The sequence below is a fragment of the Psychromonas sp. CD1 genome, assembly GCF_002239585.1.
Lineage (GTDB): Bacteria > Pseudomonadota > Gammaproteobacteria > Enterobacterales > Psychromonadaceae > Psychromonas.
In genome coordinates this window covers 1-22,710 of the sequence record NZ_NDFH01000003.1, presented here as the reverse complement: position 1 = coordinate 22,710, position 22,710 = coordinate 1, and the positions used below count along the sequence as shown (strand labels likewise).

Here is a 22,710-nt window from a genome sequence, read left to right as displayed (position 1 = left end):
TCTTTAATTCATCGGTCTATTGATTCAAAATGGAAGCATAAGACAAGTAAAATTTAAGTGTTTTAATAACTCGAACGTTTAAAAAATAAGAGCGGAACTATACTCAAAAGAAAGCTTCCATATTTCTATCAACGCGAAGCATCCAACTATTTGATCGATCTTCCATCTTAATATAAGAGCTTATTTAGGATAGTAAGCTTTAAGTTCTATTGATTTTAGCTCTCTTGAGCTAGAGGGAAAAGAGAGGCCTAATAATAGGCACTCTCACTTTTATTTTCACCAAAATTTTAAAATGAAAAATCTAGTTATGCACTTATTGTTTAAATGAAATATGCTTATTTCCAAGCCTTCCACGTGTTAATAAGCCCATTTGTTGAGCTATCGTGAGCAGTGACATTTTCAGAATCAGCCAAAACAGGCAATATTTTACCCGCTAATTGTTTACCTAGCTCAACGCCCCATTGATCAAAACTAAAAATATTCCAAATAATACCCTGTGTAAATATTTTTTGTTCATACATAGCCACTAATTGACCTAATGTTTTTGGCGTTATTTTATTAACTAAAATAGAATTAGTTGGTTTATTTCCAGGGAAAACTTTAAAAGGTAACAAACGTTTTATTTCCTTAGTGCTCTTCCCTTCACGAACAAACTCAGCCTCAACTTGCTCTGCCGTTTTGCCAAATGCAAGCGCTTGGGTTTGTGCAAAAAAATTAGATAATAATTTCTGGTGATGATCGCCAACTGGATTATGACTTTGTGCTGGTGCAATAAAATCACAAGGAATAAGTTTTGTTCCTTGATGAATCAATTGATAAAATGCATGTTGACCATTCGTACCCGGCTCGCCCCAAATAATAGGGCCCGTTTGATAATCCACAGCATTACCATTGCGGTCAACATTTTTACCATTTGACTCCATATTACCCTGCTGAAAATAAGCAGGGAAACGATGCATATATTGATCATAAGGTAAAATAGCTTCTGAGGTGGCACCATAAAAATTGTTATACCAAACACCTATTAAGGCTAAAATAACGGGAATGTTTTCTTTAAATTCAGCTTGCGCGAAATGTTGATCCATTTCATGCGCGCCTTCTAATAAACTTTCAAAGTTTTTAAAACCAATACTTAATGCAATAGACAAACCTATCGCAGACCAAATAGAATAACGCCCTCCTACCCAATCCCAAAATTCAAACATATTATCAGCGTCGATACCAAACTCAACAACGGCGCTAATATTAGTTGATAACGCAACAAAATGCTTCGCAATATGTTTCTCATCTCCTGCAACCTTAAGGAACCAATCTCGCGCACTATGAGCATTAGTCATGGTTTCTTGCGTTGTAAATGTTTTAGATGCAATTAAAAATAACGTCGTATCCACATTTAATTCTGCTAATGTTTCCACAATATGCGTAGCATCTACATTCGAAACAAAGTGAGTTTTTATACCCTTAACTTGGTAATTTGCAAGTGCTTCTGTCACCATATAAGGACCTAAATCAGAGCCTCCAATACCTATATTGACGATATCTGTAATAACTTTCCCAGTATAACCTTTCCACTTTCCAGAATGTATTTCAGCACAGAAAAGTTCCATATGTTTCAATACTTTATTCACTTGAGGCATCACATCAACACCTTCAACGAACACCGGGGTATTACTACGATTACGTAATGCACTATGTAAAACAGCTCTATTTTCAGTTTCATTAATAATTTCGCCAGAAAATTGTGCTTGAATAGCAGTTTTAAGATCTACTTCATCCGCTAGCTGAATTAATGTGTTAAATATCTCTTTAGTTATCAAGTTTTTAGAGAAATCAACCAGTAGATCGTTATTTAATGTTATAGAAAAATTCTTAAAACGATCTTTATCTTGAGCAAACAGATCATTAAGTTGCATATCTGAATGATTATCAAATAACGATTGTAATTGAGACCAAGCAATGGTTTTAGTCGGGTTAATATTTTTTAGCATAAATAGATTCCTGAGAAATGGCCCTAATGGCACTTTAAAATTAACAGATCTTTAACTATGCGCACAGAAGCTCTGCTAAAAAACGCATTTTTTATATTTTAAATCAAAAAAAAAACAAAAACAGTAACAAAAAGTAACACTCTTTTGCAATATGACAAATAAGCATCAATCAGGTATTATCCTACACTCTTATTAGTTAATTTATCACGGGTAGAGTAGACAATGAATAAGGTACCTGAAAGCACCACACATTTCGGTTTTAAAACAGTTGATGAAGATAAAAAAGTAGAGCTTGTCGCTGAAGTATTTCATTCGGTTGCGGCGAGATATGATTTAATGAACGATGTTTTATCTCTGGGAATTCATCGCCTTTGGAAACGTTTCACAATAAATTGCTCTGGCTTGAGAAAAGGACAAAAAGCACTTGATTTAGCAGGTGGAACTGGTGATTTAACCGCTAAATTTTCTCGTATAGTAGGACCATCAGGGCAAGTAGTATTAGCGGATATTAATGACTCAATGTTAAAAGTTGGACGCGCTAAACTACGCAATGCAGGCATTGAAGGCAATGTGGAATATGTACAAGCCAACGCGGAAGAACTGCCTTTTCCAGACAACTATTTTGATGTGGTTAGCATTGCATTTGGATTACGAAATGTGACCGATAAAGACAAAGCGTTAGCATCTATTTACCGCGTTTTAAAACCGGGTGGTCGCTTGCTTATATTAGAGTTTTCCAAACCTTTATATAAACCTGTAAGTAAATTTTACGATTTTTATTCTTTTAATATTTTACCTAAATTAGGCAAATTAATTGCCAATGATAGTAAAAGCTATCAATATCTAGCAGAAAGCATTCGTATGCACCCCGATCAAGAAACATTAAAAGAGATGATGAATAAAGTCGGTTTTGAAAATACAGAGTTCTTTAATTTAAGCGCGGGAATTGTAGCTTTACACCGTGGTTATAAATATTAAGAGAGATCCTTATGTCCCTAAATGATTTATTTTGTGCAATGCTAGAAACAAGCTTAAATAAACTACAACAATTTGATAAAAGTAGCAAAGTACAGAGAAAGCAATTAGCAGAAAACATTATTGGCATAACATTTAAAGAATTTAATCAAACACTTTATTTTGTGATCAGTGAACAGCAAATAGATGTCCTCAATATTTATGAAGGACATGTAGACTGCTTTATTCAATTAAGTGTTTTTGCACTTAATGATTTAAAAAACAATCAAAAATTAACTGAGCTTATTCGAAATGAACAATTAGATATTGTGGGCGATATTCAACTCGCACAGCAATTCGCACAATTACTAACGGTTATTGACATTGACTGGGAAGCATTACTCGCGGATAAAATAGGTGATGTACTGGCACATAAATTTTTTTACCTAATCAATAAAGGGAATAAAAATATTAAAAACAAATTTAAAAACAAAAAAAACAACCAGTTATCCCTTCTCCTCGCCGAAAAAAATATTAGCCCAGCTCCCTTAGAAGTCGCTTTTTTTTGTGATCAAGTTACAGAAATAGAGCAACAACTGCTTGACCTAGAAGCACGCATTAATAGACACCGACACTAAGTTAACGCATATGATAAATAGTATAAATACTGGATAATGCATGATAAAATTTAAAGAGCTAGCACGCCTATACACCTTAAATAAAACATTTATTGAATATGGTTTAATTGAGCTTGTCCCTACAGAGCACCGCCCAATTATCTATTCCTTTATACGTATCTGCTTTTTTTGGATCCGTCAAAAACATAAACATTTAAGCTTAGCTGAACGCTTACGCTTTAGCCTACAATCACTCGGCCCAATATATATCAAGTTGGGACAAATGTTATCGACGCGCAGAGACATACTTCCCCCGGTTTATGCGGATCAACTAGCCTATTTACAAGATAGTATCCCTGCATTTTGTGGTGAATTAGCAACACAAGAAATAGAGCGCTCTTTAGGTAAGCCCATTAAAGAACTCTTTTTAAATTTTGATAAAAAAGCACTTGCTTCCGCCTCAATAGCTCAAGTACATACAGCCACGTTAATTGCAGACAATAGAGAAGTCGTTATCAAGGTTATTCGGCCCAATATAAAAAAAACGATTCAAGCCGATCTACAATTAATGAAATTGATCGCACAATTAATGCAACGTTTTTTAAAAGAGGCCGATCGTTTACGTCCCGTGGAAGTTCTTCATGAATATGAAAAAACGATTCTAGATGAACTAAATTTAATGCGTGAAGGAGCCAATGCAATCCAACTTCGACGTAATTTTTTAAATTCAAAGCTACTTTATATTCCAGAGATATATTCTGATCTTTGTACTCAAAATGTTTTAGTCATGGAGCGTATTTACGGCATTCCTGTCTCAGATATTGCAGCATTAAAAGCGCAAGGCACAAATTTAAAACTACTTGCTGAGCGTGGTGTAGAGGCCTTTTTTAGCCAAGTTTTCCGTGATAGCTTCTTTCATGCTGACATGCATCCGGGTAATGTTTTTGTTTCTTACGAGCATCCTGAAGATCCCCTTTGGATTGGTATTGACTGCGGTATTGTAGGCACGCTAAACAATGAAGATAAACGCTATCTAGCCGAAAACTTTCTCGCATTTTTTCATCGTGATTATCGACAAGTCGCACAATTACATATTGATTCTGGCTGGGTCCCTGAAGATACCCCCGTTGAGGAGTTTGAATTTGCCATTCGCACTGTCTGTGAGCCTATTTTTGAGAAGCCATTATCAGAAATATCTTTTGCGGCAGTATTAGTCAACTTATTTAACACCGCACGCCGTTACAATATGAAAGTACAACCTCAATTGGTTTTATTACAAAAAACATTACTTTATGTTGAAGGTTTAGGCCGGCAGTTATATCCTCAACTTGATTTATGGGATACTGCAAAACCATTTTTAGAGAATTGGGCCAAGGAGCAAATCAGCCCACAACATTTATTTAATACCTTTAAAAAGAAAATTCCTTTTCTATTAGAAAAACTACCCGAACTCCCTGAATTAATTTACCATAATTTAGCCAATGGGAAATCAATTCAAAAACAACAACTATTATTAATGAACTCACTTAATCAACAACAGAATAAAAATAGCAAAGGTTTTTTTTATGCGGCGATAGGTGCAACGAGTACACTTGTTGCAACCTTTGCATATTTACAAGGCGACATTCAATTTTCGATATTTGCGACAATTCCCGCATTTTTCGCATGGATCCTTGCTTGGCGTCACATTAATCGTTAGTATACTTTTATCATATATAACAAACAATTAAATTTATTTAAAGAGAGGGTTTTATGGGCGGAAAAATGAAAATGGTTTACCCTTAATTTCACATCTTCTAGAATTACGCGAACGACTATTACGTGTGATCGTAATTGTGGTGGTTATCTTCTGTAGTTTAGTCTTTTTTTCAAATGATATTTATCATTATTTAGCAATACCTTTAACCAGTCAACTTCCAGAAGGCTCCAGCATGATAGCCACTGGGGTTGCTACGCCTTTTCTTACTCCTATTAAGTTAACCATTGTTTTATCCATTTTCATTGCTATCCCAGCAATTTTATACCAAGTATGGGCGTTTATTGCACCTGGACTTTACAAACATGAGCGTAAACTAATAGCCCCTTTAGTCATAAGCAGTGCTTTTCTTTTTTATCTCGGTATGGCTTTTGCTTATTTCATTGTTTTCCCAATCGTATTTTCATTTTTCACCAACACGGCACCTGAAGGCGTCATGATTGCTACCGATATTAATAACTATTTAGACTTTGTTCTTAAATTGTTTTTTGCTTTTGGTTTGGCATTTGAAATACCGATTGCAACGGTACTACTTTGCTGGACAGGCGCAACAACACCGCAAAAACTTAAAAAACAACGCCCTTATATAATTGTGATCGCTTTTGTGATTGGCATGCTATTAACGCCTCCTGATATAATATCGCAAACATTATTAGCCGTTCCTATGCTTTTATTATTTGAAATGGGTCTGCTATGTACACGTTTTTATGTCCCAAAAGAAACGCTGACAGAAAATTCTTAAGGACGTAATGAAATAAATGATAGATATTGGTATTAATCTAACTCATTCACGCTTTGATAAAGATATCAATAACGTTATAGAAGATGCAAAGAAAGCAGGTATACAAGCATTAATCGTTATTGGTACCAACATCCAAGAAAGTAAAAAAGCCATTGCACTTTGTATTACAGATCCTCAATTTCTTTATTGCAGTGTCGGTATTCACCCCCATGATGCCAACACATTAAACGATAACAGCATCGTAATTTTACGTCAATTAGCCGAGCACCCGCAAGTCAAAGCCATTGGTGAATGTGGTTTAGACTTTAACCGTAATTATTCCACACCCGATGAACAAGAAAAGGCCTTTACAGCACAGCTTGCTCTTGCAGTAGAGCTACAATTACCTATTTTTATGCACCAACGTGATGCACATCGTCGATTCATTGATTTATTAAAGCCCTATATAAAAAAAATACCTAAAGCCGTTTTGCATTGTTTTACTGGATCGGAAATTGAGTTAGAGGAATGTTTGGCACTGGGTCTACATATTGGTATCACGGGTTGGGTTTGCGATGAACGCCGAGGCGTTGCACTCTTAAACTTACTTAAATTGATCCCTAGTGAGCGTTTAATGATCGAAACGGATGGCCCTTATTTATTACCTCGTTCAATGCGACCAAAGCCAAAGTCTAGTCGTAACGAACCAAAGTACCTCCCATATATAGCCGAAGTGATAGCTGATGCAAGAGGTGAGTCGACAATCGAACTAATACAAAAAACGATGCGTAATAGCCAACAGTTTTTTAATATTTATGCTGCACAAAAAAAGGATCTGCAATGACACTTTCATCTCACTTTCCAGCTCGTCGCTTACGTCGCTTACGTAAGCATCATTTTTCTCGTCGTCTTGTTGCTGAAAATCAATTATCCGTTAATGACTTAATTTACCCTATCTTTATTTTAGAAGGGAAAAACCGCCGTGAAGCTATTTCTTCCATGCCTGGCATCGATAGGTTATCAATAGATTTACTCATAAAAGAGTGTATTAGTGTCGAAGCATTAGGCATCCCTGCCATTGCTCTTTTCCCCGTAATTTCATCCGACGTAAAAAGTCTTATGGCAGAAGAAGCATATAATTCTGATGGTTTGATACAACGTGCAGTTCGCCAAATTAAAAAGGCTTGTCCTAATTTAGGGGTGATAACCGACGGGGCATTAGATCCTTATACCACACATGGGCAAGATGGTATCATTGATAATGATGGCTACGTATTAAATGACACCACTACGGAAATATTAGTAAAGCAAGCACTCTCACATGCGCAGGCAGGTGCAGACATTATCGCCCCTTCGGATATGATGGATGGACGTATTGGTGCTATTCGCCAAGCATTAGAGAATGCTGGCTTCATTAATACACAAATAATGGCTTACAGCGCTAAATACGCATCGAACTATTACGGTCCCTTCAGAGATGCTATCGGTAGCACTAATAACTTAAAAAATAATAATAAGTCAACTTATCAAATGGATCCTGCAAATAGTGATGAAGCCCTACACGAAGCAGCTCTTGATATCAGTGAAGGCGCTGACATGGTAATGGTTAAACCTGGCATGCCTTACTTAGATGTTGTGTATCGCATCAAGAACGAACTACAAGTGCCGACCTTTGCTTATCAAGTGAGTGGCGAATATGCTATGCATCAAGCTGCCATTGACAATGGATGGCTTAAAGAAAAAGAATGTATTATGGAATCTTTATTATGCTTTAAACGCGCAGGTGCAAATGGTGTATTGACCTATTTTGCAAAACGAGTAGCTATTTGGTTAAAAGAAGACAACATTTAAGTTCTATACTCCATTCATCTATATGTACTCATTGAAGAATCGTTATAATACGGCTACAAATGTGTACAGGGCTACTTAAATACATTTTTTAAATAGCCCTGTACAAAGATAAAAAACACCTATAACTCGCCTCTGAACTATTTAATAATATCGCTCATAATACAAATTTTAAATGCTTTCTACTGAAACTAGTCCTTTATCCATATTTATAAATATTGGACTTCCCACATTTCACTAGACAGTTTTTAATTCAGAATAATACGCTTCCTCAAACTTGTGTAGATAAGATGCAAATGGCTAATATAACAATATTATTTATTTACTTCTTTTTTAGCACACTTATTAAGTTTTCTAGGGGCCAACGTGGCGTAGCTTGAATGGCCAAACCAACAAATTGTCCGGCTTTTAAACGTTGCATTCCAGCATAAGCTATCATCGCACCATTATCAGTACAAAACTCATTGCGCGGATAAAAAGCCTCCCCCCCTAAAGATAGCATTAAAACGGAAAGTTTCTCACGTAACGCCAAGTTAGCGCTAACTCCCCCTGCGACAACTAATCTTTTCAATCCGGTTTGTTTTAAAGCACGCTTACATTTTATCGCAATCGTATCGATAACCGCATCTTGAAAAGCGAGCGCAATATCAGCTTGCGTTTGTGCATCTTTACCTTCGCGAGCAATAGTAATCGCAGCCGCGGTTTTTAGCCCACTAAAACTAAAATCAAGCCCTGGTTTATTGGTCATTGGCCGAGGAAAAACAAAACGTCCATGCACACCCTTTTCAGCCATTTTAGCGAGGCGAGGGCCCCCTGGGTAATCTAACCCTAATAACTTTGCGGTTTTATCAAATGCTTCACCCGCCGCATCATCAACACTTTCACCTAACACGCGATATTCACCAATGTTATCAACCTGCACCATTAAAGTATGTCCACCCGATACGAGTAAGGCTAAAAATGGAAACTCAGGCTTATTGTTCTCTAACATTGGAGCCAACAAGTGCCCTTCCATATGATGCACTGCAATAGCAGGCTTTCCCCATGCAAATGCTAAGCTACGACCGATGCAAGCTCCGACTAACAATGCACCGACAAGACCGGGTCCAGCGGTAAAAGCTATCGCATCGATATCATCTTTCCCACTATTAGCATCAAGTAACGCTTGTTTGATTAACGGGATGGTTTTACGCACATGATCCCTAGACGCCAACTCAGGGACCACGCCTCCATAATCCGCATGTAACGCAACTTGACTATATAATTGATGAGACAACAGGCCTAATTTATCATCATAGATAGCGATACCCGTTTCATCACAAGATGTTTCAATTCCCAAAATACGCATAAAAGAAAATGTCCTAATTGAACCTTTAATAAAAGGAAATAGTTTACCTTTTGCATTGTTTTTTTTCCACTTAAAACGAAATTAGTCGATAATTTGACGAAATTAAACTAAAATGAATATTGAGCATTTTTTCTTATTAAATATAAGTTCAGTAATCCTTTACTTTTGCCCCTAAATAAGATTAAAATCTCGCACCATTTTGAATGCATTGGTCGCTTTACGACCGTAACTATAAAGGTAATAGGCACATGCCAGTAATTAAACTTCGTGAAAACGAACCCTTTGACGTAGCACTACGTCGTTTTAAACGCTCTTGTGAAAAAGCGGGTATCTTAGCTGAAACGCGCAAACGTGAATACTTTGAAAAACCAACAACAGTTCGTAAACGTGCGAAGGCTGCAGCAGTTAAACGTCACTTGAAAAAACTTTCTCGTGAAAATGCTCGTCGCGTTCGCCTTTACTAAATAAAACTGAAGGTTTTATATGTCTTTGAAAGTAAAGTTAAAAGAGCAACAAATACTCGCAATGCGAGCGAAGGATAAAGTCCGCTTAGGTACTATCCGTATGTTACTTGCTGCGATAAAACAAATTGAAATAGATGAACGTATTGAGCTAGACAATGATGCAGTGACGGCTGTTATTATTAAATCAGTTAAACAACGTAAAGATTCTATCCAACAATTTGAAAAAGCAAACCGCACTGATCTTGTTGATATTGAAAAAACAGAGCTTGTTATCTTGCAAGAGTTTTTGCCTCAACCACTCAGCTCTGCTGAAGTAAATGCTTTAATCGAGCAAGCTATTGCTTCAACTAAAGCTGATGGCATGCAAGATATGGGTAAAGTGATGGGTATACTGACAAAAGATATTCAAGGACGAGCAGATATGGGCGAAGTAAGTAAGCTTGTTAAAGCAAACTTAATTTAAACATCTCTTCTTGTTATATATTAAAAGCCTCATACTTATTTAGATAAGTTTGAGGCTTTTTTATTTTAAAAGGTTCTCTCATGGCGGGACGTATTCCACAAAATTTTATTGATGATCTTATCGCTCAAACAGATATTGTTGACGTGATAGATAGCCGTGTAAAACTTAAAAAACAAGGTAAAGATCATCGAGCGAGCTGTCCCTTCCATAATGGAAACAATAAATCTTCCTTTTCTGTTAGTAGCGAGAAACAATTCTATCATTGCTTTAACTGCGGTGCGAGTGGCAATATAATCACTTTCATTATGGAATATGATGGTGTTGAATTTATTGATGCAATCGACATTTTAGCCGACCAACTGTCGATTGAAGTCCCACGCGAAGAGAGTACAAACGGCACATATCCCCTGAATCAGTCTATCGACAGAAAAAACCTTTACCAACTAATGGCTGATATTACCCATTTTTATCAGCAACAACTCCGTCAGCACCGACACAGTCAAAAAGTAATCAATTATTTGAAAGGACGAGGTTTATCCGGAAAAACAGTTCAACATTTTAAAATAGGCTACGCACCTGATGGTTGGGATGAAATTCGTAAACGTTTTGCGATTTCAATAGATCAAGAAAAACAACTTATTGAAATAGGAATGCTCATTGAAAAATCAACGGAAGGAAAAGGGAGCTATGATCGTTTTCGAGATCGTCTTATGTTCCCTATCTATGATCGTAGAGGTCGCGTCGTAGGTTTTGGAGGGCGCGTACTCGACAACAGTGAGCCTAAATATCTCAACTCACCAGAAACGCCCATTTTTCATAAAGGTAAAGAATTATATGGTTTATACCATGTAAAACAAGCCTACAAAAATATTCCTCGTATTTTAGTTGTAGAGGGTTATATGGACGTCGTAGCATTGGCTCAATTTGGCATAGACTATGCCGTTGCATCATTAGGCACCGCTACAACCTCGGATCATATACATACTCTTTTCCGACATAGTAGTGAAATAATCTGCTGTTTTGATGGAGATAAAGCAGGTCGAACAGCTGCTTGGCGAGCACTTGAAAATGCACTCCCCTATTTACAAGATGGGCGAACTTTACGTTTTATGTTTTTAGATGAGGGGGAAGATCCGGATAGTTTTATCCAAAAAAATGGTAAACAAAAATTCGAAATTTTAGTTAAAGATGCATTGCCTTTATCTGATTTTCTCTTTCAACATCTGCTCACGCAAGTCGACATGAGCAATCGAGACAGTAAAGCCAAATTAGCACAACTTGCAATCCCTCTTATAACACAAATGTCAGCAAGTGTTTTTAAAGAGATGATGGAAGAACGCCTAATTACTTTACTTGGCGTAGAAAAAAGTGCGTTAATAAAATTAATGTCACAAAGGTCAATATCGTCTCCTTCCAAGCAAAGTAAAAAAGTGACACCTATGCGCTTGGCTATTTCTTTATTACTACAACACCCCAAGATAGCTTATGACTTACCACTATTCCCTGAATTTAAGGAAATAAACCTACCTGGTTTATCATTATTGAATCAACTCCTTGATATTTGTAGAACCAACCCCCATATTAATACGGGACAGTTACTCGAATACTGGCGTGACAAACCAGAGAGCCAGCAATTAAAAAAACTTGCTGTGTGGAATAACCATGTTGACGATAGAAAATATGAAGATGTTTTTTTAGATATTTTAGAAAAATTTTTAACTCTTCATATTAATCAAAAAATTGAACAGTTGAAAATGAAGTCACGTAAGGGTGAAACGTTAACAAGTGCAGAAATATTACAACTCACCAGTTTGCTGACTCGCTAACATTTTAAAATCGAACTAGAAAAAACAAGATAATTGGCGTATAATTTAGCGCTTGAATTTTTTCAAATAACATCTTTTTATTTTGGACGGGATCTATGGCTCAATCACCTCAATCACAGCTCAAAGAGCTTATTATCAAAGGTAAAGAAAAAGGATTTCTAACTTACGCAGAAGTTAACGATCATTTACCGCAAGACATTTTTGAAGCAGAACAGATCGAAGATATCATCCAAATGATTGGTGATATGGGAATAAAAGTTTATGAAACCGCACCTGATGCAGATGAGATCAGCTTAGGAGAAGAAAGTAATGATACCGCAGATGATGATGCAGTTGAAGCGGCAGCCCAAGTTCTCGCAACGGTAGAATCTGAAATCGGTAGAACGACTGATCCTGTACGTATGTATATGCGCGAGATGGGCACAGTTGAACTTTTGACACGGGAAGGCGAAATTGTTATTGCTAAGCGTATCGAAGAAGGTATAAAAGAGGTACAAACATCAGTATCTGAATATCCTGCAACGATAACAGGTTTGCTCAATAATTGGGATAGTTACGAAGCCGAAGAAATGAAACTGACAGATATGATCAGTGGCTTTATTGATCCTAATGATGATATGACTCAGGCCCCAACTGCAACGAACATAGGCTCCGAGTTAACTGACGCACAACAAAAAGATGATGATGAAGAGGAAGAAGAAGGACCAAAAGGCCCTTGTCCTGAAGAATCAGCTGAAAAATTCACAGAGCTACGCCGCTTAAACACAATTGTTGAAGAAATGATTGCGAAACACGGTCGTGCAAACAAAAAAACACGCAATGCAATTAATGCACAAGCTGAATTTTTTCAACAATTTAAATTGATTCCAAAACAATTTGATAAAATGGTTAAATCCATTCGTGCTTCCATGAATATGGTACGTACGCAAGAGCGTTTAATCTTGAAAATCTGTGTAGAACAAAATAAAATGCCGAAAAAATCCTTTATCAGTTTATTTAAAGGTCATGAAACCAATAAAACTTGGTTAGAAGCTATTTATGCAACAGAAAAAGATTACGCTAAACGCATTAAAGAATTCGATGAAGATTTAGTACGTTGTATACGTAAAATGGCGTTAGTTGAAACACAAACTGCATTAACTATCGCTAATTTAAAAGAAATTTCTCGTAACATGAGCATTGGAGAAGCCAAAGCTCGTCGCGCTAAAAAAGAGATGGTCGAAGCAAATTTACGTTTGGTTATCTCCATCGCTAAAAAATATACTAATCGTGGCTTACAATTCTTAGATCTTATCCAAGAAGGTAATATTGGTTTGATGAAAGCGGTTGATAAATTTGAATATCGTCGCGGTTATAAATTCTCAACTTATGCGACTTGGTGGATACGTCAAGCGATCACTCGCTCTATTGCGGATCAAGCAAGAACTATTCGTATTCCTGTACATATGATTGAAACCATAAATAAATTAAATCGTATTTCACGCCAAATGCTCCAGGAAATGGGAAGAGAACCTCAACCAGATGAGCTTGCTGAGCGCATGATGATGCCTGAAGATAAAATTCGTAAGGTACTTAAAATTGCTAAAGAGCCAATTTCAATGGAAACCCCAATTGGTGATGATGAAGATTCACATTTAGGCGACTTCATTGAAGATACCACCATTGCACTTCCCGTTGATTGTGCAACCAGTGAAAGTCTTAAGAATGCTACGAATGATGTATTAGAAGGCCTTACTGCTCGTGAAGCAAAAGTTTTACGTATGCGTTTTGGTATTGACATGAATACCGACCATACCCTTGAAGAAGTAGGTAAACAATTTGATGTCACACGTGAACGTATTCGTCAAATTGAAGCTAAAGCATTGCGTAAACTGCGTCATCCAAGTCGTAGTGAACAACTACGTAGTTTCTTAGACGAATAAACTAAAGTACTAAAATCCTGATAAATCAGATTTTTAGTACTTTAAACACATGAATTATTAACTATATAAAATAATTGAGCTATAGAGATTATGAGATTATTTTTAATTTTTAATTGATCATGAGATCAAAACACGGGAAGGATAACGCGCGGTTTCATTACGAAAACCACGCGATAGAACACTTAATATACGAATCTATTTATATTGTCTTGCTTTATATTTAGGATGCATTAAATTCTCTATTGAGAAAATTTCATCCAATTCTTCTTTGCTTAATAGATTACGCTCGAGAACAACTTCACGAACAGTTTTACCTGTTTCAGCACAGATTTTACCAATGATATCACCTTCATGATGACCAATTAGCGGATTTAAATAAGTGACGATACCGATAGAGTTAAATACGAAATGTTCACAAACTTCTTTATTGACCGTAATACCCGTAATACATTTATCTCGTAGATTAATGCATGCATTATTAAGCAATGAAATCGATTCAAATAATGCTTGCCCAATAACAGGCTCCATAACATTAAGTTGTAATTGACCTGCTTCTGCTGCAAAGGTAATAGTAATGTCATTACCAATGACTTTAAAGCAAACTTGGTTCACTACTTCAGGAATTACGGGATTTACTTTAGCAGGCATAATAGATGAGCCGGCTTGCAATTCTGGTAAATTAAGTTCATTAAATCCAGTACGAGGACCCGATGAAAGTAAACGTAAATCATTACATATTTTAGAGAGTTTAACCGCTGTACGTTTAAGTGCTCCATGAACCATAACATACGCACCACAATCTGATGTTGCTTCAATAAGATCTTCTGCTGGTGTACACGCGAGTCCAGTGATATCTGCAAGATGTTTAACCGCTAGGAGTTGATAACCTTTAACAGCATTTAGTGCAGTCCCAATAGCCGTCGCACCTAAATTAATTTCAAGTAATAAATTAGCGGTATAACGAATATTTTTAATTTCTTCTTTGATAGAGATTTCAAATGCATGAAATTCTTGACCTACAGTCATCGGAACAGCATCTTGAAGTTGGGTACGACTCATTTTTAAGATATCAGAAAATTCTATGCCTTTAGCATGAAAAGATGCTTTAAGGTACTCAAGAGATTTAATCATGTTCATTAAGCTATTATAAACCGCGATGCGAAAGCCAGTTGGATAAGCATCGTTGGTAGATTGGCTTTTATTAACATGATCGTTAGGGTTGATGATGTCGTATTCACCTTTTTCTTTACCCATTAATTCAAGTGCTAGATTCGCAATAACTTCATTTGTGTTCATATTAACAGATGTACCTGCGCCACCTTGGTATACATCAGATGGAAATTGGTCCATACATTTACCCGTATCAAGGATCAAATCACAAGCTTTAATAATATATTCACCAACTTCTGCAGGAATAGCACCTAATTCTGTATTTGCCATAGCTGCCGCTTTTTTAGTGAAAATCATTCCTCGTATAAATTCAGGAACATCTGAAATTGTAGCGTTAGAGATATTAAAATTTTCGATAGCGCGAAGAGTATGAATCCCCCAATAAGCATCAACTGGCACTTGGCGTTTACCCAGTAAATCTTCTTCTGTGCGTGTTTTAAGATTTAACGTTGTATCTTGCTTTTCAAGAGAACTTTTTTTAGACATAACAAAGCCTTAATTAATATTAAATATATTGAGCCTGCTATTAATGAAGTCATTAATAGCATAGGCTATATCACTTTTAAAAAGTGTAAAAACGTCTAATCTATTAATGAGCACAATATGTGTATAACTAAAAGGTGTCTTATATGAGAATTGAAATTACTAGCAAGCAAATGACTATCACTGACACAATGCGTAGAAAAATAGAAGAAAGATTTCAAAAGCTAGAGAAGTTACAAGTCCCATTAATTAACCCACACTGTATTATCACTAAAGAGCCTCAAGGCGTAAAAATAGAAGCAAAGATCGGTGTATCAAATGGTAAGGTATTCGCACATGCCGAACACGATGATCTTTATATTGCTATTGGTCAACTATTTCAAAAAATAGAACGACAATTAAATAAATATTCACATAAAGATGAGGCGAGTCGCGCTAAAAATAATGGTAAAAACCTATGTCGTACAGGTGATATTTCAGGACAAATCAGTGAAGATGAAAATATCGAAGTAGAATCTGATGTGGAAATAAAAATGAATAACGAATTCCTTTCATAACATCAAAATAGACAAAGAAAATAAGAAAGGGGTGCATGATGTACTCCTTTCTTCTTTATTTTTATCCTCATTTATTTTCATAGACACGTTTATCATAAGCTTGTTCTAATACAGCCCGACTTTCGTCCATAAATAAGGAAGAGTAATCCCCCATCCAATTAGTAACTGATTCAAATCTACTGATAAATGCATTTCTATTTTTCGTTTCTAAAAGTTCAATAGCAACAGAAAAATGTTGATGGTAACGTTTTATCATTGCCAAATTACTTTTTTGTGAAAGTATAATATCCGCATATAATGCAGGCTCTTGCGCAAATAAACGTCCTACCATAGCAAGTTCTAAACGATAAATAGGCGAACTAAGATCTAATAATTGTGCTAAATCAGCATTCATTTCTTGTAAATGTACACCATACACAAAACTCGTAAAATGCCGTAAGGCTTGAATAAGTGTCATCGATTCATCATGTGTTTTAGCACTCACAGAGTATAACTGAGCCCCCCAAATTTTCATTTGTTCAATTAACCAAGCATATTTTTCTGCTCCACGACCATCACAATATACAATCACTTGCTTTGCAAAACTTGCAATATCTGGTCCAAACATAGGATGCAATCCAACAACTGGCCCAGAATGTACATCTAACATCGCCTGTAAGGGTGCGCATTTAACACTTGTAATATCTGCTAATATACAATCCGAAGGTAAATATGTAAGCTTTTTTATTACCTCCACGGTGACGTCAATAGGAGAGCCAACGATCACTAATCCCGCTTCACTACAAATTTGTTCAGCTTGATCCCAGTTAGAACGACCTAAAATGTCAACTTGATACCCCGACAATTCAAACATTTCAACAAAACGTTTGCCTAATAACCCATTCCCTCCAATGATGACGATACGTTTCATTTGAGGATTAATCGTTTTAAAGCCCATTTCATATTCATTTGCATAAGATTCACGCATCGTTCTACGTAATATATCTTCAATTAGATCTTCTGGCACACCTTTCAACTTAGCCTCTTTTCTACGTGATTCAAGCATAGAGGCTTCTCGTTCTGGCACATATATAGGTAAACCATATTTTGTTTTTACCACGCCAACCTCAGCAACTAAATTTAACCTTTCTGCTAATAAATCAATGAGTTGCTTGTCAATGCCGTCTATTTTGTCGCGTAATTTACTTAATGGCATAATGGATATCTCATCTCGATTGTAATGTCTCTTTTAATAAGCAACTTGCTTGCTTAAATAGTGTTTCCGTAGTTTCCCAATCAATACACGCATCGGTAACAGATACACCATACTGTAGTTCATCGACAGGAAGAGAGGCTACTTGACTGCCAGCATGAAGATTACTTTCAAGCATAATACCGATAATAGATTTATTGCCTTTTAATATCTGATGAAAAACATCTTTAGCAACTAAGGGTTGAAGTTGATAATTTTTATTTGAATTTTCATGACTACAATCCACGATTAAAATATTTCCCATTTTAGCTTTATCGAGAGCTTGCTCTGCTAAGGCTACATTTAATGAATCGTAATTTGGTTTACCGCCTCCTCCTCGTAAAATAACATGCCCATTTTTGTTACCTGTCGTTTGTAATAATGCACTCTGGCCATTTTGATTAATCCCCATAAAGCGGTGCCCTGATGCTGCAGATTGCATTGCATTAACAGCCGTAGATAAACTTCCATCCGTTCCATTCTTAAAGCCGACAGGCATGGATAAACCACTCGCCATTTCTCTGTGTGTTTGTGATTCAGTAGTGCGCGCTCCAATAGCGGCCCAACTAAATAAATCACCAATATATTGTGGGCTTATTGGATCTAACGCTTCGGTTGCGATGGGTAAACCTAATTCAGATATCCACAATAAAAGCTCTCTTGCCTTTTTTAAGCCTGCTTCAATATCAAAAGAGTCATCCATATAAGGATCATTAATTAATCCTTTCCACCCTACTGTCGTACGGGGTTTTTCAAAATAGACGCGCATCACAATATACAACGTATCTTTATATTGTTCATGTACCTTTTTAAGACGTGTTGCATACTCCTTTGCTGCCGTAATATCATGAATAGAGCACGGCCCACAAATCACCAAAAGTCGATGATCTTTTTTCTGAATAATATTTGCAATATTTCTCCGTGAGATATTAATGAATTTATTCACATAAGCTGAGACAGGGAGTTGTTTTTTAAGCTGTGCAGGTGTCATTAATACTGTTTCTGATTCAATATAAATATTTTCATTTTCTAGAATTGTCATATTATTCTTAAGGAAAGTTGATCGTAAATGCATCATAACATAGGAAATAAACAGCGCGACCCAATATAAAAAGAACAGGAGTTAAATTAAATTAAATTAAATTAAATTAAATTAAATTTTAAAACAAACGGTAAGTCTTTTTTATTAACAATATTCAATTAACATTTTAGATAAAGGAATGGAAGTATGAGTAAGTTATATGTTGGTTCAGAAATTGGTCAATTACATCGTGTTATGGTACATCGTCCTGAGCGTAGTTTATCTCACCTTACACCATCAAATTGCCAAGATTTATTATTTGATGATGTGTTATCTGTAAAACGCGCAGGTGAAGAGCATGATGCTTTTACCAAAACACTACGAGATCAAGGTGTAGAAGTTTTATTTTTACATGAACTATTAGCTGAAACATTAGCGATAGCAGAAGCAAAAGAATGGTTATTAACCTCTCAAGTTTCTGGATATCGTTTAGGAATGGCTTTTGCTAGCGACGTACGTGGGTTCTTAAGTGGCTTACCTAATTTGGAACTTGCCTCTATTTTTCTTGGTGGCTTAAGCTATGGCCAATGCCCAGTAAAATCTAATTCTATGATGCAACCTTTACATCAACTTAATGATTTTATTATCACTCCATTACCAAATCATCTTTTCACTCGTGATACTTCATGCTGGATTTATGGTGGCGTTTCTATCAACCCTATGGCAAAAGTTGCTCGTCAAAGAGAAACTAACCATTTACGTGCGATTTATCGTTGGCACCCTACTTTTGCTGGGGCTGATTTTATTAAATTCTACGGAGAAGAAGAACGCCAATATGATAAATCAACCATCGAAGGTGGAGATGTGCTTATTATTGGTAAGGGCTCTGTATTAATTGGTATGTCTGAACGTACAACACCACAAGGTGTTGAACATTTAGCCTCACAACTGTTTAAAACAGGTCAAGCAAAACAAGTCATTGCTATGCAACTGCCTAAACATCGTTCATGTATGCATCTTGATACAGTTATGACGCATCTTGATGAAGATACATTCTCTGTATACCCAGAAGTTATTCGTAAAGATATCCAATGTTGGAGCCTAACAGGTGATGAATCTGGCGCTATCAACATGACGAAAGAAGGTTACTTTGTTAACACTATTGAAAAAGCATTAGGTGTTGGCAAATTAAATCTTATCACAACAGGTGGTGATAGTTACGAAGCAGAGCGTGAGCAATGGAACGATGCAAACAATGTATTAACCGTTAAACCTGGTGTTGTTATTGGTTACGAACGCAATGTATTTACCAATGAAAAATACGACAAAGCAGGTATCACTGTATTATCTATTCCTGGTGATGAACTTGGTCGTGGTCGTGGTGGTGCGCGTTGCATGAGTTGCCCAATTGAACGTGATGGCATCTAATAAATAAGTAATAATAATCTATTGCATTTAATCTTGGTTAAATGCAATCTTCAACCAAGAGAATAAATTATGACAAAAAAAACCGTTGTTGTTGCATTAGGTGGCAATGCTCTACTGCGTAGAGGTGAACCTTTAGAAGCGGATATTCAACGCGCTAACATCGCAACCGCAGCTAAATCAATTGCAGAAATTGCCAATGAATACAATGTAGTATTAGTTCATGGTAATGGTCCTCAAGTTGGTTTATTAGCATTGCAAGGCTTAGAGTACAAAGCTGTAAAACCTTATCCTTTAGATGTATTAGGTTCAGAAACACAAGGTATGATCGGTTACATCTTAATGCAAGAACTTAAAAACTTACTCCCTGAAATAGAGGTTTCTTGTATTTTGACACAAATGCGCGTCGATGAAAATGATCCAGCTTTTGCAGATCCAACAAAACCGATTGGCCCTATTTATTCAGAAGAAGAAGCAACTAAACTTGCTAAAAAACACAATTGGGCGATTAAACCAGATGGTAAATACTTCCGCCGTGTTGTACCAAGCCCTTTACCTATTGGCATTATTGAAAATGATGCAATCACTACATTAATAAACCAAAACCATTTAGTTATTTGTACGGGTGGCGGTGGCATTCCTGTAACCAAAGTTAATGGTAAATTAGTAGGTATTGAAGCCGTTATTGATAAAGACATGTCTGCAGCATTCTTAGCTAAACAACTTAATGCAGATGCTTTATTAATTTTAACAGATACAGATGCCGTTTATCTCGATTGGGGTAAACCAACACAGAAAGCATTACGTAAAACAACACCAAGTGAATTAGATAAATATACTTTTGATGCAGGCTCTATGGGTCCTAAAATTCAAGCTTCGTGTGAATTTATTAAAAATGGAGGCACTTTTGTTGGCATCGGCACATTAGATGCAGGCCTACGCATTCTAAAAGGTGAAGCTGGCACAAACATCGTGGCAGAGTAAGCACTTACTTAAAAAATAATCATAACATTACCCAGCACTTATTAATAACGTGACTGGCAGAATATACAAAGGATAACAAAAGCATGCATTTAAAATATCTAGTCATACTTTATTCATCTTTAAAAGTCTTCTATTTCAGAAGGCTTTTTTTTTGCCTGTTGATCCAACCACAACTTGTATTTTTAAAGTACGCAAAAGGAAATAAAAAATGAGAAATTCGTTATATAAGAAACACATTATTTCAATTCCAGAGCTAAGTCGAGAAGAGCTAGAGCTTATTGTCGATACTGCAAAGCAATTAAAACATACGCCAAACCCAACATTACTGAAAGGTAAAGTCATTGCAAGTTGTTTCTTTGAACCCTCTACACGTACTCGCCTCTCTTTTGAAACTGCGATACAACGTTTAGGTGGCACGGTAATAGGTTTTGACAATGCAGGCAATACTTCTTTGGCTAAAAAAGGCGAAACACTTGCAGATTCGGTTCAGGTTATTTCATCTTATGTCGATGCTTTTGTTATGCGCCATCCTCAAGAAGGCGCGGCTCGTTTAGCCTCTGAGTTCTCCAATAACGTTCCAGTTATCAATGGCGGTGATGGTTCAAACCAACATCCAACACAAACCATCCTTGACCTTTTTAGCATTTTTGAAACACAAGGTAGACTTGATAACTTAAACATTGCTTTTGTAGGTGACTTAAAATATGGCCGCACAGTACACTCTTTGACTCAAGCATTAGCTAAATTTAATAATATAAAGTTCTTTTTCATCGCACCCGAAATATTAGCGATGCCAAAGCATATTTATCAAGAATTAGATGATGCTAATATTGAATATAGTATCCATACAGAGATGGAAACTGTGATTGATAAACTCGATATTTTATATATGACGCGCGTACAAAAAGAGCGTTTTGATGAATCTGAATACGCACATATAAAATCAGCCTTCATTTTAAAAGCCGAGATGCTAGAAAATGTTCGTGAAAATATGAAAGTGTTACATCCACTACCTCGTGTTGATGAAATAACGATTGATGTTGATAAAACAAAACATGCTTACTATTTCCAGCAAGCTGAAAATGGTGTGTATGCACGCGAAGCCTTACTTGCACTCGTTCTTAATAAACAATTGAATTAGGATATAGATCATGATAAAGAAAACAAAATTACAAGTTGAAGCGATTAAGAATGGCACGGTTATCGATCATATTCCAGCAACACTTGGTATCAAAGTCTTAAAATTATTTCAAATCGATAAAACACATCATAGTGTAACTATTGGACTTAATTTACCATCATCAGCACTTGGTAAAAAAGATATCATAAAAATAGAAAATGTTTTGATAACTAAAGATCAAGCAAATTTATTGGCACTTTACACGCAAAATGCGACTATCAATCAAATTAAAGATTATGAAGTGTCGAAAAAATTTCAATTAACCTTACCGGAAAAAGTTAATGCGGTTTTTAGTTGCCCCAACAGCAACTGCATTACCCATAATGAGCCTGTAGAAACAAGTTTTAACGTTATCTGTAAAAATGATATTTTATTCTTGCGCTGTAAATACTGTGAAAAAGTATTCTCACGCGAAATAATGGCTGAATGTAACTAACCTAGATCGGTTTAATTTCTAGAAGATGGTGAACTTAAATTCCAAATTGATTTAAGTTCACCATCTTCTAGTTTTATTTTTACAAAAAAATATAACACAACCTTAAGTTAAGCATAAACATTTTTAATTCTATAGTCGCTATAACTTATCAGCCGATATTAAAATACGATTAAATATAATATCTATATTTAATAAAACAGATATCGGCAGATTCAACCTTGAAGTGCATAACCGCTAAGCCGCAAGTGCGGTTATGTGTTCTGCCATAATTTGAAGTGGCGTTTTAAAAAAAAGTTTCTTTCTCGGTCTATTATTT

The 22,710-nt window shown here is 36.1% G+C and carries 20 protein-coding genes; 15 read left to right on the top strand and 5 right to left on the bottom strand.

Annotation, left to right across the window (positions count from 1 at the left end; all coding sequences use genetic code 11):
- Positions 1-335 precede the first annotated feature (335 nt).
- On the bottom strand, positions 336-1,988 hold the full coding sequence (pgi, locus tag B8W84_RS01525) for a glucose-6-phosphate isomerase (RefSeq protein WP_094751580.1): 1,653 nt from the start codon (positions 1,986-1,988) through the stop codon (positions 336-338).
- Positions 1,989-2,210: 222 nt separating this feature from the next.
- Here pgi and ubiE point away from each other — a divergent pair, with 222 nt between their 5' ends.
- The 6 genes from ubiE to hemB are packed head-to-tail and all read left to right on the top strand — an operon-like array spanning position 2,211 to position 7,887.
- Positions 2,211-2,966: a bifunctional demethylmenaquinone methyltransferase/2-methoxy-6-polyprenyl-1,4-benzoquinol methylase UbiE gene (ubiE, locus tag B8W84_RS01520; protein WP_094751579.1), complete on the top strand. Its 756-nt coding sequence runs from the start codon at positions 2,211-2,213 to the stop codon at positions 2,964-2,966.
- An 11-nt stretch (positions 2,967-2,977) separates the two neighbouring features.
- The gene (locus B8W84_RS01515; RefSeq protein ID WP_094751578.1) at positions 2,978-3,580 is read left to right on the top strand and encodes a ubiquinone biosynthesis accessory factor UbiJ; all 603 of its coding nucleotides are present in this window, start codon (positions 2,978-2,980) and stop codon (positions 3,578-3,580) included.
- A 40-nt stretch (positions 3,581-3,620) separates the two neighbouring features.
- Positions 3,621-5,258, top strand: coding sequence for a ubiquinone biosynthesis regulatory protein kinase UbiB (gene ubiB / locus B8W84_RS01510; protein WP_094751577.1), 1,638 nt, complete (start codon positions 3,621-3,623; stop codon positions 5,256-5,258).
- A gap of 31 nt (positions 5,259-5,289) precedes the next feature.
- On the top strand, positions 5,290-6,057 hold the full coding sequence (tatC, locus tag B8W84_RS01505; RefSeq protein WP_094751576.1) for a twin-arginine translocase subunit TatC: 768 nt from the start codon (positions 5,290-5,292) through the stop codon (positions 6,055-6,057).
- Positions 6,058-6,073: 16 nt separating this feature from the next.
- On the top strand, positions 6,074-6,880 hold the full coding sequence (locus B8W84_RS01500) for a TatD family hydrolase (RefSeq protein WP_094751575.1): 807 nt from the start codon (positions 6,074-6,076) through the stop codon (positions 6,878-6,880).
- Positions 6,877-7,887, top strand: a complete 1,011-nt coding sequence (gene hemB / locus B8W84_RS01495) for a porphobilinogen synthase (RefSeq protein WP_094751574.1) — start codon at positions 6,877-6,879, stop codon at positions 7,885-7,887. The genes B8W84_RS01500 and hemB overlap by 4 nt, the downstream gene beginning before the upstream one ends.
- A gap of 319 nt (positions 7,888-8,206) precedes the next feature.
- Here the strand turns inward: hemB and tsaD are convergent, their stop codons facing one another.
- Entirely contained in the window at positions 8,207-9,232 is a 1,026-nt protein-coding gene (gene tsaD / locus B8W84_RS01490; protein WP_094751573.1) for a tRNA (adenosine(37)-N6)-threonylcarbamoyltransferase complex transferase subunit TsaD, read from the bottom strand.
- A 248-nt stretch (positions 9,233-9,480) separates the two neighbouring features.
- Here tsaD and rpsU point away from each other — a divergent pair, with 248 nt between their 5' ends.
- From rpsU to rpoD, 4 genes are all read left to right on the top strand, one after another.
- Positions 9,481-9,696, top strand: coding sequence for a 30S ribosomal protein S21 (rpsU, locus tag B8W84_RS01485; RefSeq protein ID WP_015464331.1), 216 nt, complete (start codon positions 9,481-9,483; stop codon positions 9,694-9,696).
- A 19-nt stretch (positions 9,697-9,715) separates the two neighbouring features.
- A complete protein-coding gene (locus B8W84_RS01480; RefSeq protein ID WP_094751572.1) occupies positions 9,716-10,159 on the top strand; it encodes a GatB/YqeY domain-containing protein in 444 nt (147 codons plus the stop codon).
- Positions 10,160-10,239: 80 nt separating this feature from the next.
- The gene (dnaG, locus tag B8W84_RS01475) at positions 10,240-11,985 is read left to right on the top strand and encodes a DNA primase (protein WP_094751571.1); all 1,746 of its coding nucleotides are present in this window, start codon (positions 10,240-10,242) and stop codon (positions 11,983-11,985) included.
- A 95-nt stretch (positions 11,986-12,080) separates the two neighbouring features.
- A complete protein-coding gene (gene rpoD / locus B8W84_RS01470; RefSeq protein WP_094751570.1) occupies positions 12,081-13,907 on the top strand; it encodes an RNA polymerase sigma factor RpoD in 1,827 nt (608 codons plus the stop codon).
- Positions 13,908-14,102: 195 nt separating this feature from the next.
- Here rpoD and aspA read toward each other — a convergent pair whose 3' ends face one another.
- Entirely contained in the window at positions 14,103-15,563 is a 1,461-nt protein-coding gene (gene aspA, locus B8W84_RS01465) for an aspartate ammonia-lyase (protein WP_094751569.1), read from the bottom strand.
- Between the two features lie 143 nt (positions 15,564-15,706).
- Between aspA and hpf the strand changes: the two genes are divergently transcribed.
- The gene (gene hpf, locus B8W84_RS01460; protein ID WP_094751568.1) at positions 15,707-16,117 is read left to right on the top strand and encodes a ribosome hibernation-promoting factor, HPF/YfiA family; all 411 of its coding nucleotides are present in this window, start codon (positions 15,707-15,709) and stop codon (positions 16,115-16,117) included.
- A gap of 67 nt (positions 16,118-16,184) precedes the next feature.
- Here hpf and tyrA read toward each other — a convergent pair whose 3' ends face one another.
- Together tyrA and B8W84_RS01450 are read right to left on the bottom strand one after the other, a co-directional pair.
- Positions 16,185-17,312 (bottom strand): bifunctional chorismate mutase/prephenate dehydrogenase, encoded by a 1,128-nt coding sequence (gene tyrA / locus B8W84_RS01455; protein WP_094751567.1) that lies wholly within the window; start codon positions 17,310-17,312, stop codon positions 16,185-16,187.
- A gap of 10 nt (positions 17,313-17,322) precedes the next feature.
- On the bottom strand, positions 17,323-18,390 hold the full coding sequence (locus B8W84_RS01450; protein WP_094751566.1) for a 3-deoxy-7-phosphoheptulonate synthase: 1,068 nt from the start codon (positions 18,388-18,390) through the stop codon (positions 17,323-17,325).
- A gap of 186 nt (positions 18,391-18,576) precedes the next feature.
- Here B8W84_RS01450 and arcA point away from each other — a divergent pair, with 186 nt between their 5' ends.
- The 4 genes from arcA to pyrI all read left to right on the top strand — a co-directional run bounded on the left by arcA (position 18,577) and on the right by pyrI (position 22,394).
- Positions 18,577-19,797: an arginine deiminase gene (gene arcA, locus B8W84_RS01445; RefSeq protein ID WP_094751565.1), complete on the top strand. Its 1,221-nt coding sequence runs from the start codon at positions 18,577-18,579 to the stop codon at positions 19,795-19,797.
- A gap of 69 nt (positions 19,798-19,866) precedes the next feature.
- Positions 19,867-20,778, top strand: a complete 912-nt coding sequence (arcC, locus tag B8W84_RS01440) for a carbamate kinase (protein WP_094751564.1) — start codon at positions 19,867-19,869, stop codon at positions 20,776-20,778.
- 208 nt (positions 20,779-20,986) lie between these two features.
- Complete coding sequence (pyrB, locus tag B8W84_RS01435) at positions 20,987-21,919, top strand: aspartate carbamoyltransferase (protein ID WP_094751563.1); 933 nt, start codon at positions 20,987-20,989, stop codon at positions 21,917-21,919.
- Between the two features lie 10 nt (positions 21,920-21,929).
- Positions 21,930-22,394, top strand: a complete 465-nt coding sequence (gene pyrI / locus B8W84_RS01430; protein WP_094751562.1) for an aspartate carbamoyltransferase regulatory subunit — start codon at positions 21,930-21,932, stop codon at positions 22,392-22,394.
- Positions 22,395-22,710 lie beyond the last annotated feature (316 nt).

Excerpts from the sequence above, each read along its gene's own strand:
- ubiB (WP_094751577.1), top strand. The coding sequence starts at position 3,621 with ATGATAAAATTTAAAGAGCTAGCACGCCTATACACCTTAAATAAAACA.
- pgi (WP_094751580.1), bottom strand. The coding sequence starts at position 1,988 with ATGCTAAAAAATATTAACCCGACTAAAACCATTGCTTGGTCTCAATTA.
- pyrI (WP_094751562.1), top strand. The coding sequence starts at position 21,930 with ATGATAAAGAAAACAAAATTACAAGTTGAAGCGATTAAGAATGGCACG.
- pyrB (WP_094751563.1), top strand. The coding sequence starts at position 20,987 with ATGAGAAATTCGTTATATAAGAAACACATTATTTCAATTCCAGAGCTA.
- B8W84_RS01515 (WP_094751578.1), top strand. The coding sequence starts at position 2,978 with ATGTCCCTAAATGATTTATTTTGTGCAATGCTAGAAACAAGCTTAAAT.
- dnaG (WP_094751571.1), top strand. The coding sequence starts at position 10,240 with ATGGCGGGACGTATTCCACAAAATTTTATTGATGATCTTATCGCTCAA.
- tsaD (WP_094751573.1), bottom strand. The coding sequence starts at position 9,232 with ATGCGTATTTTGGGAATTGAAACATCTTGTGATGAAACGGGTATCGCT.
- aspA (WP_094751569.1), bottom strand. The coding sequence starts at position 15,563 with ATGTCTAAAAAAAGTTCTCTTGAAAAGCAAGATACAACGTTAAATCTT.
- B8W84_RS01450 (WP_094751566.1), bottom strand. The coding sequence starts at position 18,390 with ATGACAATTCTAGAAAATGAAAATATTTATATTGAATCAGAAACAGTA.
- arcA (WP_094751565.1), top strand. The coding sequence starts at position 18,577 with ATGAGTAAGTTATATGTTGGTTCAGAAATTGGTCAATTACATCGTGTT.
- B8W84_RS01480 (WP_094751572.1), top strand. The coding sequence starts at position 9,716 with ATGTCTTTGAAAGTAAAGTTAAAAGAGCAACAAATACTCGCAATGCGA.
- hpf (WP_094751568.1), top strand. The coding sequence starts at position 15,707 with ATGAGAATTGAAATTACTAGCAAGCAAATGACTATCACTGACACAATG.
- rpoD (WP_094751570.1), top strand. The coding sequence starts at position 12,081 with ATGGCTCAATCACCTCAATCACAGCTCAAAGAGCTTATTATCAAAGGT.
- ubiE (WP_094751579.1), top strand. The coding sequence starts at position 2,211 with ATGAATAAGGTACCTGAAAGCACCACACATTTCGGTTTTAAAACAGTT.
- arcC (WP_094751564.1), top strand. The coding sequence starts at position 19,867 with ATGACAAAAAAAACCGTTGTTGTTGCATTAGGTGGCAATGCTCTACTG.
- rpsU (WP_015464331.1), top strand. The coding sequence starts at position 9,481 with ATGCCAGTAATTAAACTTCGTGAAAACGAACCCTTTGACGTAGCACTA.
- B8W84_RS01500 (WP_094751575.1), top strand. The coding sequence starts at position 6,074 with ATGATAGATATTGGTATTAATCTAACTCATTCACGCTTTGATAAAGAT.
- tyrA (WP_094751567.1), bottom strand. The coding sequence starts at position 17,312 with ATGCCATTAAGTAAATTACGCGACAAAATAGACGGCATTGACAAGCAA.
- hemB (WP_094751574.1), top strand. The coding sequence starts at position 6,877 with ATGACACTTTCATCTCACTTTCCAGCTCGTCGCTTACGTCGCTTACGT.